We start from the raw sequence: 16,933 nt of genomic DNA, 5'->3' as shown, positions 1-16,933 counted from the left end.
CGAGTCGGTTTCGCCGTTGCCGCTCGAACCGGCGCTCTGGCCCGGGCGCCACGTACGGCGGGCGGCCGCGGCTTCGTTCGCGTCGAGGCTGGGCAGATCGAGGTCGGCGGAATCTTCGGCCGCGGCGCGTGCGTTTGCGTTCTGTTCGGCCGCCGCGCGGGCATTCGCGTTGAGGTTGGCCATCGCGCTATTCGCGCCGTTCGCGCGCGCAGTCTGCGCGGCTTGCACGGCGCCGACGGCTGCGTCCACGGCGGCGCCATTGCCGGCGCTGCCGCCGATTGAAGCCGGCGCAGAAGCCGGACGCGCCGGCGCGGCTGCTGCGGGGGCGCGCATGCCGGCTTTCGGGTCGAGTACAAACTGGACGTCGACGGGGGCGTGCCAGAAATCGCGGGCCATATCGGCAATGCGGCCGGAGAACTGGCTCTTGACCCAGTCGAGCTTGAAACGGTTCGGCGCAGCGATGCTAAGCGTGTTCGCAGCGGCGTCGAAGGCGACCGGGGCCAACGGTTTGATCCACGTCACGTACTGCTGGGGCGTAAGCTCACGCTCCAGCAATGCGGAACAGTGTTGCCAGAAATCGTTCATCGAGTTGCTGTCGTTATGGTGTGCACGGCGGTTGCCGCTGCCCTTGTCGCGCGCACGCAACAAGGCCCTGAGCAGCCAGACTAACCAGGCGCAATGGCTCCAGGCGCTTGTGCCACAAGGGTTTGCGGGGCAAGCGAGCCGGAGCGGCGTGCAGGATTTTTGGGAAGTAAGGCGAGATTCTAACGCCAAAACGGACCCGCAAGGGAGTTATCCACAGGGACGGATCACCCGCCGAACTCCTCGCGGGGCACGCTCGAATCAGGCTAAACTATTGACGGTCAACGAAAAACCGGTTTAAATAGCGGGTTCCGCGAAAACCAATTCAGTAAACCTCCGGCCATTGCGCTTTCAGCGATGATCGCGCGGTTATTTTTCGATCAAGTGAGAGCAACATGAAACGTACTTACCAACCTTCCGTTACCCGTCGCAAGCGCACCCACGGCTTTCGCGTTCGCATGAAGACCGCAGGTGGCCGCAAGGTCATCAACGCACGTCGCGCGAAGGGCCGCAAGCGCCTCGCCATCTAAGGCAGGCGTTGCACGCGACGCTTATGCCGGGTAGTGAAGCCCGCGGTAACGCGGGAACGGCTGAGGCGCAGCAACTGGGCTCGGTTCCGTTGCGAGCGCAAGCCGCCTTCCCCAAAGCCGCAAGGCTGCTGAAAACGGATGAATTTTCATCCGTTTTTCGTTTGCGCCCGTGGCGCCGCACCGCGCACTTCGTGGTGTACGGCCGGCCCACCGGCAACGAAGCTCGCTTAGGCCTCGTGATCGGCAAGAAGTACGCGCCGCGCGCGGCCACGCGTAATCTGGTGCGTCGAATCGCGCGTGAGGCCTTCCGGCTGCGTCGCGCGGACTTCGGCGGTTGGGATGTGCTGCTGCGTTTGCACACGCGCTTCGACAAGAAGGCTTTGCCGAGCGCCTCGTCGCCGCCGTTGAGGGCGCTGTGCCGCAGCGAAATCGAGGCGTTGCTCGACAAGGCAGCGCGCGAAGTGACCCGTCGCGAGGCGCCGCCCGCGGAAGCGCCCAAGACGGAATGACGCTCAAGTGACCGCCCGCTTTGCAGTTCAGGCCGCTCAGGCGGCCGCGCTGCGCGGGCGTCGCCCGGTACTCCACGTTGCGCGGCGCCGTCCGGCCGCACCAGCCATGCAAACGGTACTCATCGCTTTATTGCGTTTCTACAAAGTTGCCGTGAGCCCAATGCTCGGCAACCGGTGCCGTTTTTACCCTTCCTGCTCTGATTACGCGCGCGAAGCAATCCAGTATCATGGCGCCGCGCGCGGGACTTATCTCGCCGCCAGGCGTATTTGCCGCTGCCACCCGTTTTCCGCGGGCGGCATCGATCTCGTCCCGCCTCCCACTTCTGAAAAGCGCTGACGCGCCGTTCCATCGACACTGAGACAACGCATGGATATCAAACGCACCGTCCTATGGGTCATCTTTTTCATGTCAGCGGTCATGCTGTTCGACAACTGGCAACGCGACCACGGACGCCCGTCGATGTTCTTCCCGAGCGCCACGCCGACCAAGACCGTCGGCGGCGCCGCACCGGGAACCACGACGCCGGGAACCCAGCCCGCCGATCTGCCGGCAACGAACGCAGCCGCACCGGGCAACGCGCCGGCGGCCACGCAATCGCAACTGATCAAGTTCAACACCGACGTCTATAGCGGCGAGATCGACACCCGCGGCGGCACGCTGTCGAAGTTGTCGCTCGTGAACAAGGGCGACGGCAAGCAGCCGGATCTCGTCATCACGCTGTTCGACCGCACCGCGAACCACACGTATCTGGCGCGCACGGGCCTGCTCGGCGGCGATTTCCCGAATCACAACGACATTTACACGCCGCTGCCGAACCAGCCGCATGACCTGACGGGCGACGAAAAATCGTTCCAGCTCAGCTTCGAGTCGCCGGTGAAGGGTGGCCTGAAGGTCATCAAGACCTACACGTTCACGCGCGGCAGCTATGTGATCGGCGTCGACACGAAGATCCAGAACGTCGGCGCCACGCCGGTGAGCCCGTCGGTCTATATGGAACTGGTGCGTGACGATCAGCCGGTGGAAACGCCGCGCTTCTCGCACACCTTCATCGGACCGGCCGTCTACACCGATCAGCATCACTTCCAGAAGATGACGTTCGGCGACATCGACAAGAACAAGCAGGATTACGCGACCTCCGCCGACAACGGCTGGATCGCGATGGTCCAGCATTACTTCGCGTCGGCCTGGATTCCGCAGCAGGGCGTGAAGCGCGATATATACGTCGAGAAGATCGATCCGGCGTTGTATCGCGTCGGCGTGAAGGAGCCGGTGCCGACCATCGCGCCGGGCCAAACGGTCGACGTGTCCGCGCGCCTGTTCGCCGGTCCGGAAGAAGAGCGCATGCTCGAAGGCATCGCACCGGGTCTGGAACTGGTGAAGGACTATGGCTGGGTGACGATCATCGCGAAGCCGCTGTTCTGGCTGCTCGAGAAGATCCACAGCTATGTCGGCAACTGGGGCTGGTCGATCGTGCTGCTCACGCTGCTGATCAAGGCCGTGTTCTTCCCGCTGTCCGCGGCGAGCTACAAGTCGATGGCGCGCATGAAGGCGATCACGCCGCGCATGCAGGCACTGCGCGAACGCTTCAAGGGCGATCCGCAAAAGATGAACTCGGCGCTGATGGAGTTGTACAAGACCGAGAAGGTCAATCCGTTCGGCGGCTGTCTGCCGGTCGTGATCCAGATTCCGGTGTTCATTTCGCTGTACTGGGTGTTGCTGTCGTCGGTGGAAATGCGCGGCGCGCCGTGGATTCTGTGGATTCACGATCTGTCGCAACAGGATCCGTTCTTCATCCTGCCGGTGCTGATGGCCGTTTCCATGTTCCTGCAGACCAAGCTGAACCCGACGCCGCCGGATCCGGTTCAAGCCAAGATGATGATGTTCATGCCGATCGCGTTCTCGGTCATGTTCTTCTTCTTCCCGGCCGGTCTGGTGCTGTACTACGTGGTGAACAACGTGCTCTCGATCGCCCAGCAGTACTACATCACGCGAATGATGGGACAGGCCAAAACCAAAGCGGCCTGACATCTTGCCAGAGGCGGGCAAACGCCCGCAAGCAGGCCGATGCAAGCCGACACTGGCTGACACGACAGCGCAAGAAAATGCCGCCCGGTGCAAACCGGGCGGCATTTTTCATGGTCGCGGCTGAACTCATCGCATCGGCGACGCCATCGTCACTCTTCTTCCGCATCCTCACCGTAAAAGCGCACGATCATCTCCTCGACCAGGAAGCGGTCTTTCGGCGTCAGCGACTGGATCTTCGAAGCGAGTTCGATCGTTTCCGGCGACGGCGGATATTTCTCGCCGCGCGCCAACGGCCTCGCGTTCGTGCCCGGTGGCGGTCCGTAGTGAAGCCAATGCTCCTTGACGTTCAGCCATTCGGCTAACGTACGCAATTTGTCGGGCTTTGGAATCGTCGTGCCAGCTAGCCACTTGTGGGCGGTTTGCGGCGTGACCTCACGCTCGCCCCGGTAGCGAAGATTGAATTGCTCGGCGAGCTTGGTCCCGCCGCGAATTTTCAGCGGCTCTAGCAAGTCCTTCAGCCGTTTGGCGAAGGCGGCTTTTTCTTTGTTGGTCGGCATGGGCCGGATTGTGCAATTCAACGTTCAACCAGTTGACAACCAGCCAAGCTTACTTATAGCCTATTTGAGATACGTTTAGCTTGCAGGCACCGCCGAACAAAGCGCCTGCCAAAGTTGTCATTTTTTGTTGTTTTTCGTTGTGCGGTGGGCCAGTGACAGCCGTAGGGTCCGGCAGCGTCCTATTTTTACGCAGGACAAGCAGTGGCAATCCTAGCTTGCTTGAGATAAATCCGACTTGCCTGTTGAAATGACAGGCAGGCAGTCTATCGGGCGGCGCAGCTGTCCCGATATTAGGCAGACCCGATCCGGCAGTACCGAGGCCGGTGGGTACCAAGCCGTTGAGCGCCGAAAGCATTGGCGATCAAAGGAAAGGCCCGCAAGCCGCACCCTCGCTAACTTTCTTCGCCATTCTGGCTGGCAACGCGGACGGTCACCTCCTGGAACCCGGCGCGGTCCTCCAGGTTTATCGTCAATATCAGCGCACCCTTTTTCGGCACCCACTCGATCGTCTCGGCCGAAAGCGGATAGGTCTCGCCGGGCGCGAGCGGCTTTGCCTTCGTACTCTGCGACAGTCCGTAAGCCAGCCAATGCTTGTCCACGTCCAGCAATTTGGCTAACGTGCGCAGGTTGGCTGGACGTGGCATTGTCGTTCCGTCGAGCCATTTGTATATGGCCTGATCCGTCACGTCTGCGCCAGTGTGGAGGAGATTGAATTTTCTACAGAGCTCGGCCCCGTTGGAAATATTGCGCCGCTTCATCGAGCGGCTGAGTCGTTCGGCAAACGCGGCTTTCAATTGTTTGGTCGTCATGCATCGGATTGTGCAAGCGCCCAAGCCAGTGGTTCTCAACCAACCAAGCTAGCAAGTATCGGAATTAATATATTTTTTAGCTTTGACCAGCGCCAGCCGTGATGCGCCACGATTTTAAAAATTGTGCGTTTTTTCGCTTTTTTGCTGTCTGATGGGCACTTAGTCATCTCGTGCAGTCTTGGTTATTCTCAAAAAACAGCAGCACAATTTAGCTTTTGTGAGATAACTCCGAAATCGGCTCCGAGTTGTCAAAGCGGCCGCTCCGCCGCGCCGCCGGTCAGCCTTCACACACTGCCGCGTTACAATGCCTCGCGCCGCGTTGACCGCCAGCCCCCTGCCCTTCTCTCCGTTTTTTGCCACGCTTCCATGCTCACCACCGATTCCGATCCGATCGTCGCCATTGCCACCGCGCCCGGCCGGGGAGGTATCGGCGTGGTGAGGATTTCGTTCGGGAGAGCGGGCGAGGCGGCGGCCCAACCGCTCATGCAAGCGCTCACCGGTCAGACACTCGCCGCCCGTCACGCCAGCTACGTTCCGTTTCTCGACGCCAACGGCAGCGCGCTCGACCGTGGCATCGCGCTGTACTTCCCGGCGCCGCATTCCTACACCGGCGAACACGTGCTCGAACTGCAAGGCCACGGCGGTCCGGTGGTGCTGCAACTCGTGCTGCAGCGTTGCATCGACGCCGGCCGCGCGTTCGGCCTGCGTCTGGCCGAACCGGGCGAATTCACGCGCCGTGCTTTCCTCAACGACAAGCTGGATCTGACGCAAGCCGAAGCGGTCGCCGATCTGATCGAGGCCAGCACCGAGGCTGCCGCGCGCTCGGCGGGCCGCTCGCTCGACGGCGCGTTTTCGCGCGACATTCACGCGCTGGTCGAAGACGTGATCACGCTGCGCATGCTCGTCGAAGCGACGCTCGACTTTCCCGAGGAAGAGATCGACTTCCTCGAAGCCGCCGACGCCCGCGGCAAGCTGGCGCGGATTCGCGAGCGCCTCGCGCACGTGCTGAGCGAAGCGCGGCAAGGCGCGTTGTTGCGCGAGGGTCTTTCGGTGGTGCTGGCCGGACAGCCGAACGTCGGCAAATCGTCGCTGCTGAACGCGCTGGCGGGCGCGGAGCTGGCAATCGTCACGCCGATTGCCGGCACGACGCGGGACAAGGTCGCGCAGACGATTCAGATCGAAGGTATTCCCCTGCACGTGATCGATACCGCCGGCCTGCGCGATACCGAGGACGAAGTCGAGAAAATCGGTATTGCGCGCACCTGGAACGAGATCGAACGCGCAGATGTCGTGCTGCATCTGCTCGATGCTCGCACCGGCATGACTGTCGAAGACGAGGCCATCGCCGGACGCTTTCCGGCCGGCGTGCCGGTGGTGCGCGTGCTAAACAAGACGGACCTGACCGGCCTTGCGCCGGCAACGCGAGCACTCGACGCAGACCCGGATCTGAGCGAAGTGCGGCTCTCCGCGAAACAGGGCGACGGCGTAGCGCTGTTGCGCGAAGAGTTGTTGCGGATCGCCGGCTGGCAAGCGGGCGCGGAAAGCGTGTACCTGGCGCGCGAGCGGCATCTGATCGCACTGCGCGCCGCCGAAGAACATCTGGCTACCGCGGCCGCGCACGCCGATCAGAACTCGCAGGCGCTGGATCTGTTCGCTGAAGAACTGCGGCTCGCGCAGGACCAGCTGAATTCCATCACGGGCGAATTCAGTTCGGATGACCTGCTCGGGGTGATTTTTAGTAGGTTCTGTATCGGCAAGTGAGCGAGGATCGGCTTCTACGTCAGGAGGCTTATATTTCCGGCTTTACTACGAGATTCGACAAACACGCTCGCACACATAAATTCTCGTTTCGTTAACCCAAAACCCGCGAAATCTTTGGTACACAGCCGGCATAGGTTTAAAATCGCCGCTGTCCGCGTTTCGACGATCCGAGCATGCCCCGACTAGCCGTCCCCCTCACCGAAGCCCAGATCCGCGCGCTCGAACCGCGCGCCACCCGTTATTGCGTCGCCGACGGCAACGGCCTCGTCATCGAAGTCATGACGACCGGCACCAAGGTCTGGCGTTTCCGCTATTCGCTGAACGGCAAGCGCCAGCCGCTCGCCACCATTGGCGACTACCGGATGATTTCTCTACGCGTCGCGCGGGCCAAGGCGCAAAAGTATGCGGAGATGGTCGCGCAAGGCATTTCGCCGGTCGCCACGGCACGGCGCGATCGCGGCGCGGAAAGCAAAGCCGATGTCCTGCGCGAAGCCGCCGAGCTCTATCTCGCGACGGAAATGGCGGGCAAGTCGGAGGAATATCGCCGCACCACGCGGCGCGCGCTCGACAAGGACGTGTTGCCCGCCATCGGCCACATGTCAGTTAAAGCCGTTACCGCCGCCGATATCGTGGCGATATGCGACAGAATCAAAAGCCGCGGTTCGCCGAAAATGGCGCTGCACACGCGTAACGTGGTCAAGCGTCTCTATGAGTACCTGATTGCCCGGCAACTCGCCGCCGGCAATCCGGCCGAGGTTGTTCCGGCGCGCTCCATCGCCACTTTCGACAGCCGCACCCGCGTGCTCTCGGGCGAGGAAATCGGCGCCATGTTCCGGTCGATCGACGCGTCGAGCATTCGCCGGCCCCTGAAATTGGCGCTGCATCTGCTGGTGTTGACGATGGTGCGGAAATCGGACCTGGTCGAATCGACGTGGGCCGAATTCGATCTGGACAAAGCGTGGTGGACAATACCCGCCGCGCGCCTGAAGAAAGACCGCGATCAGCGCGTACCTCTTTCGCTTCAGGCGGTTTCCATGCTGCGCGAGCTTCACGAGACCAAGGCCAGCCGAAACTTCGTATTCCCGAGCGTTCGGGGCGACGATCGGCCCATCGCCAGGAGTACGTTGAACCAGGCCGTCAAGGCGCTCGGTCTCGACGTGGAGCATTTCGTTCTGCACGACTTCCGGCGTACCGCGACGACGCACTTGCGCGAGATGACGGCGCACGCAGACGCGCCCGACCGCAGTGCCGAAGAAGTGCCCGAGCGTGGCACGCAACGCTCGAATGCGGAAAAGGCCGTGGATCAGCGTCGAATCATGCAGCTTTGGGCGGACTTCGTCGACGCGCAGATCAAGGGCACGCGCAGCGCGTGACCCGCTAGCGCCGAGGGGCTTGCGTCGCTCTATTCCGCCAGCCGTTGCACCGACACGATTTTTTGGTACACGAAGCACATTTGATCAATCCTAACCCTTTGCCGCCAAGACAAAATCCGACTTTCCGACAGGTTTCAAAAAGGCGAAAACCCAGACGCCGCCAAGCACGCATCAACATCGATTCACGCGGTCCTTTTCTCTCGCGTTTGATCGCCTAAACTGAAGGGTGCACGCAACCCCATACGGAGGCTCCCATGTCTGAATCGCTGATGGCTTATTTGCTGGGGCCCGCCGTCATGCTGCTGGTCGGCGTCGCTATCTGGGCCGCGTCCCACTACCATCAGAAGACAAGACCGCAAAGGCGCGAGCGCTGGCTCGATACGCACTATGCGGAGTGGCTGCATCACAGGCATTGAACGGCGCATGAAATGAAAGGCCGTCGCGTAAGGCGACGGCCTTTCATTTTGTGGCACGCGCAACAGCCCACGTACTCCGCGATCAGATTACCAACCCGGTTGCGGCTGCGGATATCCGTATTGCGGCGGCGGCGCACCGCACGCCACATAGGCGCGCTGATATTGGTCATAGCAATATCCCGGCGGCGCTTGCGCATAGACCGGTGCGGGCTGATACGCCGGCTGTGCATACACGGGCTGCCGGTACGCCACCACCGGCGCCGCATTCAGCGCGGAGGTCACCACCGCTCCCAGCACGGCGCCACCAATCAGCGCGCCCACCACGTCCCCGCCGTTACCGTGCGCCGACGCCTGCCCGGCTACGCTCAGACTTCCCACCATCAACAACGCCACTGCGATCTTTTTCATGTTTGACTCCCCGCCGTTCAGGCATGGAACCGATTGTGGCCGGCGCGCGCGGAAATAGATGCAGCAAGTGGTAACCGGACATTACTCGTGTAACGCGCCAATCGCCGGCTCGCCATGAAGGTTCGCCGGTCCATTTGTTCAACTGATACATTCTCCCGATCAATGTAAAATTCGCCTCATAACTCGTCGGATAAATCTGACGAACCGTAAAGCTTTCCGACCCATCGCGTCGACAACACTGGGTTGAGGCAAAGCCACAAGTAAGGGGCGTTCGCGTGAAACAATGGACAATCCGGCAACGGATTCTGTGCAGCTTCGGGATCGTGCTGATCGTGATGCTGGCAATGGCAATCGTCGCGTTCCAGCAGCTTGGCGGCATCGACCGCGATGCGAAGAGCCAGCAGCAGGACTCGATGCCCGGCCTCTACAACGCGACCGCGATGCGCGCGGCCTGGTTTGAAAACTACAGCGTCACGCAGCGCCTGATCTATGTCGACGCGGACCCCGATTCCGTGAAGCGCGACACCGCACGTTTGCAGGAAACCCAGCAAACGCTGCAGAAGATCATCAACGATTACGGCGCGACGATTTTCCGCGACGTCGATCGTGAGGTCTTCAATGATTTCCGCCAGCAACAGGCGCAGTACCTGTCGATCCAGGCATCGCTGCTGGACGCCTTGCCTGCTTCGAAAGACAACGCTGCGCGCGTCTTCAATACGCAACTCACGCCGCTCTGGGAAACCGGCCGGCTCACCGTGCGCAAGCTCGTCGAGAACAACAAGGGCTACGCGGACCAGTCCGCTGAGAGCATCCGCAGTTCGGTCGAGACGACCCGCGTCGTGCTGCTCGTCATGCTGCTGGTCGCCGCCGTCCTCGCCACGCTGGCCGGTTACTGGCTGGTGCGCGGCGTCACCACGCCGATGGCCAAGATGCTGCAAGTGGTCGATGTGATGCGCACAGGCGACCTGACGCAACGCCTGCAACTGAATCGCACGGATGAAATCGGCGCGCTCGAAGCGGGCTTTAACCGCATGGCCGACGAACTCACCGCGCTGGTTGGCCAGGCGCAGAAGTCGGCGATGCAGGTCACCACGTCGGTGACGGAAATCGCCGCGACCTCCCGCGAACAGCAAGCCACGGCGAACGAAACCGTTGCCACCACTACCGAGATCGGCGCCACGTCGCGTGAAATCTTCGCGACCTCGCGCGATCTGCTGCGCGCCATGAACGAAGTCTCGGAAGTGGCCGGCCAGTCGGCGGTACTCGCTGGCACCGGGCACGCCGGCCTCGCACGCATGGAAGAGACCATGCGCCTCGTGATGGAAGCCGCCGGCTCCGTCAACGCGAAGCTGGCCATCCTCAACGAAAAGGCCAGCAACATCAACCAGGTCGTCGCGACCATCACCAAGGTTGCGGATCAGACCAACCTGCTCTCGCTGAACGCGGCGATCGAGGCGGAAAAAGCCGGCGAATACGGCCGCGGTTTCGCTGTCGTCGCGACGGAGATCCGTCGCCTCGCCGATCAGACCGCCGTGGCGACCTACGACATCGAACAGATGGTCAAGGAGATCCAGTCAGCGGTCGCCGCCGGCGTGATGGGCATGGACAAGTTCTCCGAAGAAGTGCGGCGCGGCATGCTCGACGTGCAGAACGTCGGCGGCCATCTCACGGAAATCATCCAGCAGGTGCAGCAGCTCGCGCCGCGCTTCTCGATGGTGAACGACGGCATGCAGACGCAAGCCACCGGCGCCGAGCAGATCACCCAGGCGCTGACGCAACTCTCGGAGGCCGCGCAGCAGACGGCGGAGTCGCTGCGCCAGTCGACCCAGGCGATCGACGATCTGACGCACGTCGCCAACAGTCTGCGCACCGGCGTGTCGCGCTTCAAGGTGACGGCCTGACGCGCCGCGGCGCTGCTCGAAGCCGGCATCCGCACGCTCATCCATCGCCTACGCCGATGCTCTTCATTCTCTTCACGCTCGATAGCGAACGGTACGTGATCGACGCGACGCAGGTGGAGCGTCTGATGCCGCTCACACCGCAGTCGCCGCCGAAGACGATCCCCGGCGCGCCCTCGTGGGTGGCGGGCGTGCTCGACCACGAAGGCGCGCCGCTGCCGCTGATCGATCTGCCGGCGCTCGCGCTCGGCCGTCCCGCCGCGCAGCTAATGTCCACACGTGTGGTGCTGGTGCGCTATCCGCATGCAGGCACGACACGTCTGCTCGCGCTGCTGCTGGAAGGCGCGACGCGCACCCTTCGTCTGGACGTGGCGGCGTTTCAGGATGCCGGCCTCGATATGCCGCACGCGCGTTATCTCGGCCCCGTCGCGAGCGAAGCGGGCAGCCTCGTGCAATGGATCCGCGTAGAGCATCTGCTGCCCGACGACGTCAAGGCGCTCCTGTTTCCCGAGGCGCACGCATGAACGCGCATCACGACAACGCGCCGCTCTATCGGCGCTTCGCCGAGCTGCTGCATCGGATCATGGGGCTCGACGCGGCGTCGCTCGGTCATAGCGCGATCGAGCGTGCCGTCGATCAGCGCGCCGCCGCGTGGTACGCGGACGGTCACGCCGAAGCCACGCTCACCGACTATTGGGAAGCCACGCAAGGTTCGCCGGCCATGCTGCAGGCGCTGATCGAAACGGTCGTCGTGCCGGAGACCTGGTTCTATCGCGACGCCGACGCGTTCAAGGCACTCGCGCGGCTCGCGCATGAGCGCCTCGCCGGGCGCGGCACCGCGTTGCCGCTGCGCATCCTGAGCCTGCCTTGCTCGACCGGCGAAGAACCGTACACGATCGCGATGACGCTGCTCGATGCCGGTATCGAGGCCGCGCAGTTGCGCATCGACGCAATGGATATCAGCGACCGCTCGCTCGCCATCGCGCAGCGCGCCGTCTACGGACGCAATTCGTTTCGCGGCAATGCGTTTGCGTTTCGCGACGCGCATTTCACGCGCACCGAGGACGGCTGGCGTCTCGCGCCGCGCATCGTGGAGGCGGTGCGTTTTTCGCGCGCCAATCTGATGCAGTTCGACGCGTCCGCGCCTGGCATCTACGACTTCGTGTTCTGCCGCAATGTGCTGATTTACTTCGACCGCGACGCGCAGCAAAAAGCCTTGCACGCGCTCAATAGCGTGCTGGCCGAAAACGGCACGCTGTTCGTCGGCCCAGCGGAAACCGGGCTGCTGATGCGCTACGGCATGCAGTCCGCGAAAATTCCTTTGGCCTTCGCATTTCATCGCCGCGCGCCCGACGAAGCGCAGTTGAGCCGCTGGCATAGCATGCCGCTCGCTACCGCCGCCATGCCCGTGACGACGCCTTCATCAACGCTCGCGCCCGTGCCTTTCGCGTGGCCCGTTCGGGTTGCACGCACGCCGTTCAATAGCGTCACGCAGTTCGCTCCGCGCGGCAGTATGGCACCGCCGATGCACGGAACGTCGATACCCGTCTCGCCGGCACACGGCCCGTTGTCTCCTCCGCCCAACCCCGCGCCGATCAACGCCGCACGCGACGCATTGCAGGCCGCACGCGCGCTGGCCGACGCCGGGCGCCTCGCGCAAGCCGAGTCGGCAATCACCGCATATCTGGCACACCACGCCCCGCACGCCGACGCGTTTTATCTGCTCGGCGTCCTGGCCGATGCCAACGGCGACGCGAACCTCGCACGCGGGCACTATCGCAAGGCGCTTTATCTCGATCCCCAGCACGCGGAAGCGCTCGCACATCTCGCGACGCTGCTGGAACTCGAAGGCGATCGCGACGGCGCACGTCTGTTGATGCAACGCGCGTCGCGCGCACAGGGAGCGCAACGTGGCTGATGCACACCCCGTGGGCTTCGACGACTGCTGGAATCGCATCGGCGTGCGCGGCGATTCGTCGTGCGAGCGTCTTGCCGAGTACGTGCGCTGTCTGAATTGCCCGGTGTTCGAGACAGCCGCGGCCAGACTGCTGGACCGGCCGATTCCCGAAGCGGACCTCTCGCAGCTCGACGCTCGCGTGCCGGCGCAACCGCGCGATGACGCGCAGGGCGCGAGCGAATCGTTGCTCGTCTTTCGCATCGGCGACGAATGGCTGGCGCTGCCCACGCCGATCTTCAAACGCATCGTGCAGACACGGCCGGTTCATACGTTGCCGCATCGGCAGCATCGCGCGGCGCTGGGCGTGGTGAACGTGCAAGGCGAGTTGCTGGTGTGCCTGTCGCTCGCGCACCTGCTCGGTTTCGAAACCGATGCCGCCTCTCGCGACGACCGCGCGCGTCACGATCTGCCGCGCTTGCTGGTAGTCGCGCGCGCTGAGGAACACGCAGTGTTCCCCGTCGACCAGGTCGACGGCGTGCACCGGCTTGCCGTGGCGAGCTTTTGCCCGCCGCCCGCCACGCTCTCGCAAGCGGCCGCCGCGCATACGCGCGCCGTCGCTCCGTGGCGCGGCATGAGCGTCGGCCTGCTCGACGCCGACGCACTCTTCGACACCTTGAACCGGAGTCTCGGATGACGGACGAGCCACGCCGCCCGTCGCTGATCGATCTGTTCCGCGAAGAAGCGCGGACGCAGGCACGCGTGCTCAACGACGGACTGCTCGCCCTCGACCGCGCGCCGCGCGATGCCGCGGCGCTCGAAGCGTGCATGCGCGCCGCGCATTCGTTGAAGGGTGCGGCGCGCATTGTCGGCGTGCAGGTCGGCGTCGAACTCGCGCATGCTATGGAAGACTGCTTCGTTGCCGCGCAGGAAGGGCGTGCGTTGCTCGACCCGGCCTGGGTCGACGAGTTGCTGCGCGGGGTGGATATCGTCGCGCGCATCGGCAATGATGAAGACGACTCGGCGCGCGCAGCGGTCGGTGCGTGCGTGGCGTCGTTGCAGGCGCGTATGGCTGCCGTGTTGCCGCATGGAGCGGTCGTGCGGCAGGATGTGGCGCCGCCGGCCGCGGAGGTATCTGAACCTGTGGCCGGCAGGGCCGCCGAGCCACCCGCGCCAGCGCCTTCCGTCAGCGCAAGCCCGGATCCCGACGCCGCATTCAACCTGCTGGCCGATGCACTGCGCGCCGAGGCCACGCCGCAACACGCGCCTGACAACACCGCCTCCCGCGCGTCCGCGTCGAACATCACGAGTAGCGCGAGCAGCATAGCGGCCGAATCCGGCCGCATGCTGCGTGTGCGCGCCGACAATCTCGACCGCCTGCTGTCGTTGTCCGGCGAATCGCTGGTCGAATCGCGCTGGCTGAAACCCTTCGCGCAATCGATGCTGCGCGTCAAACGCGTGCACCGCGACAGCACCCGCGCGCTGGATCAGCTACACGAAACGCTTGCCGATCTGAAGCTCGATCCGCGCGCCCAGGCCGCGCTCGAAGAAGTGCGCCGCCTCACCGCCGAATCGCAGCATCTGCTGGCCGAGCGTCTCGCCGATCTGGAGAGTTTCGACCGCCGCTCCACGCATCTGTCGCAGCAGCTCTACGACGCCGCCCTGCAATGCCGCATGCGTCCGTTCGGCGACGGCACCGCCGGACTCGCGCGAATGGTGCGCGACGTCGCGCGTTCGCTCGGCAAGAAGGTGCGCTGGCAACTGGTCGGCGAATCAACCCAGGTGGACCGCGACATTCTCGATCTGCTCGAAGCGCCGCTCGGCCACATGCTGCGCAACGCGCTCGATCACGGCATCGAAGCACCCGCCGTGCGACTCGCACGCGGCAAGCCGGAAGAAGGAACGCTCACACTCGACGCGCGCCACACAGCCGGCGCGCTGCTGATCACCGTGTCCGACGACGGCGCGGGCATCGATCTCGACGCCTTGCGCGCGTCGATCGTGCGCAAGAAGCTCGCGAGCGAGGAAACGGTCGCGCGTCTATCCGAAGCGGAACTGCTCGAATTCCTGTTCCTGCCGGGCTTCTCGCTACGCGATCAGGTGACCGAAGTCTCGGGCCGCGGGGTCGGACTCGACGCGGTGCACGACGTCGTCAAGCGCGTACGCGGTACGGTGCGCATCGCGCATGAGCCAGGTCTCGGCACGCGCGTGCAGTTGCAGTTGCCGTTGACGCTCTCGGTGATCCGCAGCCTGCTGATCGAAGTCGCGGGCGAGCCGTACGCGGTGCCGCTCGCGCATGTGAACCGCACGCTGCACGTGAGCCGCGCGGAGATCGAATTGCTCGAAGGACATCAGCACATCGCGTTTTCCGGCCGGCGCATCGGCGTCGTCACCGCGCATCAGATTCTCGACACCGCGCCGCCCGCGGACGGAGGCGACACGGTCAGCATGATCGTGGTCGGCGACGGCGCGCAAACCTACGGCGTAGTGGTCGACCGCTTTCTCGGCGAGCGGATGCTGGTGGTGCAGCCGCTCGATCCGCGCCTCGGCAAGATCAGGAACATTACCGCCGGCGCGTTGATGGAGAACGGCGACCCGGTGCTGATCGCCGATGTCGACGACTGGCTGCGTTCCGTCGAACGGCTCGTGGCGGGCGGCGATCTCAGGCGCATGCACAACGGCGTCGCGCATGCGGCTCAGCGCGCCGCGCGCCGCGTGCTGGTGGTCGACGATTCGCTCACCGTGCGCGAGCTCGAACGCAAGCTGCTCGCCACGCGCGGTTACGACGTGACGATCGCCGTGGACGGCATGGACGGCTGGAATGCAGTACGAGGCGAGCGCTTCGACCTCGTCATCACCGACATCGACATGCCGCGTATGGACGGCATCGAACTGGTCACGCTGATCAAGCGCGATCCGCAGTTGCAGTCACTGCCGGTGATGATCGTCTCGTACAAGGATCGTGAAGAGGATCGCCGCGCCGGGCTGAATGCGGGCGCGGACTATTATCTGGCGAAAGGCAGTTTTCATGACGAAGCGCTGCTCGATGCGGTACGTGATCTGATCGGCGAAGCTTACGGTTAAACCCACGGGTGACACGGATGAAAATCGGAATCGTCAACGACATGCCGCTCGCCGTCGAAGCGCTGCGTCGCGCGCTCGCGGCGCGCCACGACTACGAGGTGCTGTGGATCGCGCAGGACGGCCAGCAGGCGGTCGATTTCTGCACCGCGCAGCGGCCCGACATCGTGCTGATGGATCTGGTGATGCCGAACGTCGACGGCATCGAGGCCACGCGGAGAATCATGGCTCGCGCGCCCTGCGCGATCCTGATCGTCACCGTCGACGTGGGCGCGAACGCATGGCGCGTCTATGAAGCAATGGGCGCGGGCGCGCTCGACGCCGTCGATACGCCGTCGCTGAGCGGTCCGGACGCGCACAGGAGCATCGCCACGCTGATCGCCAAAATCGACCGCATCGCGGCACTCGTCAAGGAGCGCAACGCGCCCGGCGCGGCGGCCGCGGCAACGCCCGCGTGCGCGACGAACCGCGCCACGCCGCTGGTGGCGATCGGCGCATCGGCGGGCGGACCGGCGGCGCTCGCCACCCTGCTTGCCGGCCTGCCCAGGGATTTTGCGGCGGCCGTCGTCATCGTGCAGCACGTCGATGCGGCATTCGCCGCCGGCATGGCGGACTGGCTGAACCAGCAATCGGCGCTGCCGGTGCGGATCGCCAACGAAGGCGACCGGCCGCAGGCGGGTATCGTGCTGCTCGCCGCCACCGACGATCATCTGCATCTGAAACTGCCTAACGTGCTCGGCTACACGCGCGTGCCGGAAGAGACGCCTTACCGCCCTTCCGTCGACGTATTTTTTCAGAGCGTGGTGGCCCGCTGGCCGGCGCGCGCCGTCGGCGTGCTGCTGACCGGCATGGGCCGCGACGGCGCGATCGGACTCAAGGCGATGCGCACCAAGGGCTATCACACGATCGCGCAGGACGAGGCGACCAGCGCTGTGTACGGCATGCCGAAAGCGGCGGCGGCGCTAGACGCTGCCGCCGCGATCCTGCCGTTGCCGCGCATTGCCGCCGCGCTCGCGAACGCGATCAACGCGTGCTAGCCGCCCATTCGCCACTTATGACCCGCTTCGATTCCCTGACATTCTTTCTGGT

At 64.0% G+C, this 16,933-nt stretch carries 17 protein-coding genes; 13 read left to right on the top strand and 4 right to left on the bottom strand.

Features of this window, described 5'->3' with window-relative positions; all coding sequences use genetic code 11:
* The coding region (locus tag PDMSB3_RS20305) for a DnaA N-terminal domain-containing protein (protein ID WP_327197024.1) at nucleotides 1–585 on the bottom strand (585 nt) is incomplete at its 3' end.
* Between the two features lie 392 nt (nucleotides 586–977).
* On the opposite strand from PDMSB3_RS20305, the gene rpmH reads away from it, so the two are divergent.
* The 4 genes from rpmH (at nucleotide 978) to yidC (ending at nucleotide 3,647) form a co-directional block, all read left to right on the top strand.
* On the top strand, nucleotides 978–1,112 hold the full coding sequence (gene rpmH, locus PDMSB3_RS20300) for a 50S ribosomal protein L34 (RefSeq protein WP_004198824.1): 135 nt from the start codon (nucleotides 978–980) through the stop codon (nucleotides 1,110–1,112).
* 23 nt (nucleotides 1,113–1,135) lie between these two features.
* Nucleotides 1,136–1,621: a ribonuclease P protein component gene (locus PDMSB3_RS20295; protein ID WP_007180116.1), complete on the top strand. Its 486-nt coding sequence runs from the start codon at nucleotides 1,136–1,138 to the stop codon at nucleotides 1,619–1,621.
* A 106-nt stretch (nucleotides 1,622–1,727) separates the two neighbouring features.
* Nucleotides 1,728–1,958: a membrane protein insertion efficiency factor YidD gene (yidD, locus tag PDMSB3_RS20290; RefSeq protein WP_007180115.1), complete on the top strand. Its 231-nt coding sequence runs from the start codon at nucleotides 1,728–1,730 to the stop codon at nucleotides 1,956–1,958.
* A 30-nt stretch (nucleotides 1,959–1,988) separates the two neighbouring features.
* Nucleotides 1,989–3,647 carry a membrane protein insertase YidC gene (gene yidC, locus PDMSB3_RS20285; protein WP_007180114.1) on the top strand — a complete coding sequence of 553 codons (1,659 nt, stop codon included), beginning with the start codon at nucleotides 1,989–1,991 and terminating at the stop codon, nucleotides 3,645–3,647.
* A 149-nt stretch (nucleotides 3,648–3,796) separates the two neighbouring features.
* Here yidC and PDMSB3_RS20280 read toward each other — a convergent pair whose 3' ends face one another.
* Nucleotides 3,797–4,204 (bottom strand): transcriptional regulator, encoded by a 408-nt coding sequence (locus tag PDMSB3_RS20280; RefSeq protein WP_007180113.1) that lies wholly within the window; start codon nucleotides 4,202–4,204, stop codon nucleotides 3,797–3,799.
* A gap of 392 nt (nucleotides 4,205–4,596) precedes the next feature.
* Entirely contained in the window at nucleotides 4,597–5,013 is a 417-nt protein-coding gene (locus PDMSB3_RS20275) for a transcriptional regulator (protein ID WP_007180112.1), read from the bottom strand.
* A 366-nt stretch (nucleotides 5,014–5,379) separates the two neighbouring features.
* Here PDMSB3_RS20275 and mnmE point away from each other — a divergent pair, with 366 nt between their 5' ends.
* From mnmE to PDMSB3_RS20260, 3 genes are all read left to right on the top strand, one after another.
* Nucleotides 5,380–6,774: a tRNA uridine-5-carboxymethylaminomethyl(34) synthesis GTPase MnmE gene (gene mnmE / locus PDMSB3_RS20270; protein ID WP_007180111.1), complete on the top strand. Its 1,395-nt coding sequence runs from the start codon at nucleotides 5,380–5,382 to the stop codon at nucleotides 6,772–6,774.
* A 173-nt stretch (nucleotides 6,775–6,947) separates the two neighbouring features.
* A complete protein-coding gene (locus tag PDMSB3_RS20265; protein WP_165187289.1) occupies nucleotides 6,948–8,147 on the top strand; it encodes a tyrosine-type recombinase/integrase in 1,200 nt (399 codons plus the stop codon).
* A 254-nt stretch (nucleotides 8,148–8,401) separates the two neighbouring features.
* Nucleotides 8,402–8,563, top strand: a complete 162-nt coding sequence (locus tag PDMSB3_RS20260; RefSeq protein ID WP_007180109.1) for a hypothetical protein — start codon at nucleotides 8,402–8,404, stop codon at nucleotides 8,561–8,563.
* 87 nt (nucleotides 8,564–8,650) lie between these two features.
* On the opposite strand, the gene PDMSB3_RS20255 is transcribed toward PDMSB3_RS20260, so the two are convergent.
* On the bottom strand, nucleotides 8,651–8,971 hold the full coding sequence (locus PDMSB3_RS20255) for a hypothetical protein (protein ID WP_007180108.1): 321 nt from the start codon (nucleotides 8,969–8,971) through the stop codon (nucleotides 8,651–8,653).
* Between the two features lie 275 nt (nucleotides 8,972–9,246).
* Between PDMSB3_RS20255 and PDMSB3_RS20250 the strand changes: the two genes are divergently transcribed.
* Genes PDMSB3_RS20250 through cheB form a run of 6 tightly spaced genes read left to right on the top strand, consistent with a single transcriptional unit; the run spans nucleotide 9,247 to nucleotide 16,881 of the window.
* Nucleotides 9,247–10,872 (top strand): methyl-accepting chemotaxis protein, encoded by a 1,626-nt coding sequence (locus PDMSB3_RS20250; RefSeq protein ID WP_007180107.1) that lies wholly within the window; start codon nucleotides 9,247–9,249, stop codon nucleotides 10,870–10,872.
* 56 nt (nucleotides 10,873–10,928) lie between these two features.
* The gene (locus tag PDMSB3_RS20245; RefSeq protein ID WP_007180106.1) at nucleotides 10,929–11,393 is read left to right on the top strand and encodes a chemotaxis protein CheW; all 465 of its coding nucleotides are present in this window, start codon (nucleotides 10,929–10,931) and stop codon (nucleotides 11,391–11,393) included.
* Nucleotides 11,390–12,787: a CheR family methyltransferase gene (locus tag PDMSB3_RS20240; RefSeq protein WP_007180105.1), complete on the top strand. Its 1,398-nt coding sequence runs from the start codon at nucleotides 11,390–11,392 to the stop codon at nucleotides 12,785–12,787. The genes PDMSB3_RS20245 and PDMSB3_RS20240 overlap by 4 nt, the downstream gene beginning before the upstream one ends.
* Nucleotides 12,780–13,460: a chemotaxis protein CheW gene (locus PDMSB3_RS20235; protein ID WP_007180104.1), complete on the top strand. Its 681-nt coding sequence runs from the start codon at nucleotides 12,780–12,782 to the stop codon at nucleotides 13,458–13,460. The genes PDMSB3_RS20240 and PDMSB3_RS20235 overlap by 8 nt, the downstream gene beginning before the upstream one ends.
* Nucleotides 13,457–15,847, top strand: a complete 2,391-nt coding sequence (locus PDMSB3_RS20230; protein ID WP_165187287.1) for a hybrid sensor histidine kinase/response regulator — start codon at nucleotides 13,457–13,459, stop codon at nucleotides 15,845–15,847. Before PDMSB3_RS20235 ends, PDMSB3_RS20230 begins: the two co-directional genes overlap by 4 nt.
* Nucleotides 15,848–15,864: 17 nt before the next feature.
* Nucleotides 15,865–16,881, top strand: a complete 1,017-nt coding sequence (gene cheB, locus PDMSB3_RS20225; protein WP_007180102.1) for a chemotaxis response regulator protein-glutamate methylesterase — start codon at nucleotides 15,865–15,867, stop codon at nucleotides 16,879–16,881.
* Nucleotides 16,882–16,933 lie beyond the last annotated feature (52 nt).

Origin of the sequence: Paraburkholderia dioscoreae (genome assembly GCF_902459535.1) — a bacterium.
Taxonomy (GTDB): domain Bacteria; phylum Pseudomonadota; class Gammaproteobacteria; order Burkholderiales; family Burkholderiaceae; genus Paraburkholderia; species Paraburkholderia dioscoreae.
The sequence above is the reverse complement of the archived record's forward strand: the minus strand, read 5'-3'. Positions and strand labels throughout refer to the sequence as shown.

Coding starts and splice junctions, on each gene's coding strand:
- rpmH (WP_004198824.1), top strand. CDS start 978: ATGAAACGTACTTACCAACCTTCCGTTACCCGTCGCAAGCGCACCCAC.
- PDMSB3_RS20295 (WP_007180116.1), top strand. CDS start 1,136: ATGCCGGGTAGTGAAGCCCGCGGTAACGCGGGAACGGCTGAGGCGCAG.
- yidD (WP_007180115.1), top strand. CDS start 1,728: ATGCAAACGGTACTCATCGCTTTATTGCGTTTCTACAAAGTTGCCGTG.
- yidC (WP_007180114.1), top strand. CDS start 1,989: ATGGATATCAAACGCACCGTCCTATGGGTCATCTTTTTCATGTCAGCG.
- PDMSB3_RS20280 (WP_007180113.1), bottom strand. CDS start 4,204: ATGCCGACCAACAAAGAAAAAGCCGCCTTCGCCAAACGGCTGAAGGAC.
- PDMSB3_RS20275 (WP_007180112.1), bottom strand. CDS start 5,013: ATGACGACCAAACAATTGAAAGCCGCGTTTGCCGAACGACTCAGCCGC.
- mnmE (WP_007180111.1), top strand. CDS start 5,380: ATGCTCACCACCGATTCCGATCCGATCGTCGCCATTGCCACCGCGCCC.
- PDMSB3_RS20265 (WP_165187289.1), top strand. CDS start 6,948: ATGCCCCGACTAGCCGTCCCCCTCACCGAAGCCCAGATCCGCGCGCTC.
- PDMSB3_RS20260 (WP_007180109.1), top strand. CDS start 8,402: ATGTCTGAATCGCTGATGGCTTATTTGCTGGGGCCCGCCGTCATGCTG.
- PDMSB3_RS20255 (WP_007180108.1), bottom strand. CDS start 8,971: ATGAAAAAGATCGCAGTGGCGTTGTTGATGGTGGGAAGTCTGAGCGTA.
- PDMSB3_RS20245 (WP_007180106.1), top strand. CDS start 10,929: ATGCTCTTCATTCTCTTCACGCTCGATAGCGAACGGTACGTGATCGAC.
- PDMSB3_RS20240 (WP_007180105.1), top strand. CDS start 11,390: ATGAACGCGCATCACGACAACGCGCCGCTCTATCGGCGCTTCGCCGAG.
- PDMSB3_RS20230 (WP_165187287.1), top strand. CDS start 13,457: ATGACGGACGAGCCACGCCGCCCGTCGCTGATCGATCTGTTCCGCGAA.
- cheB (WP_007180102.1), top strand. CDS start 15,865: ATGAAAATCGGAATCGTCAACGACATGCCGCTCGCCGTCGAAGCGCTG.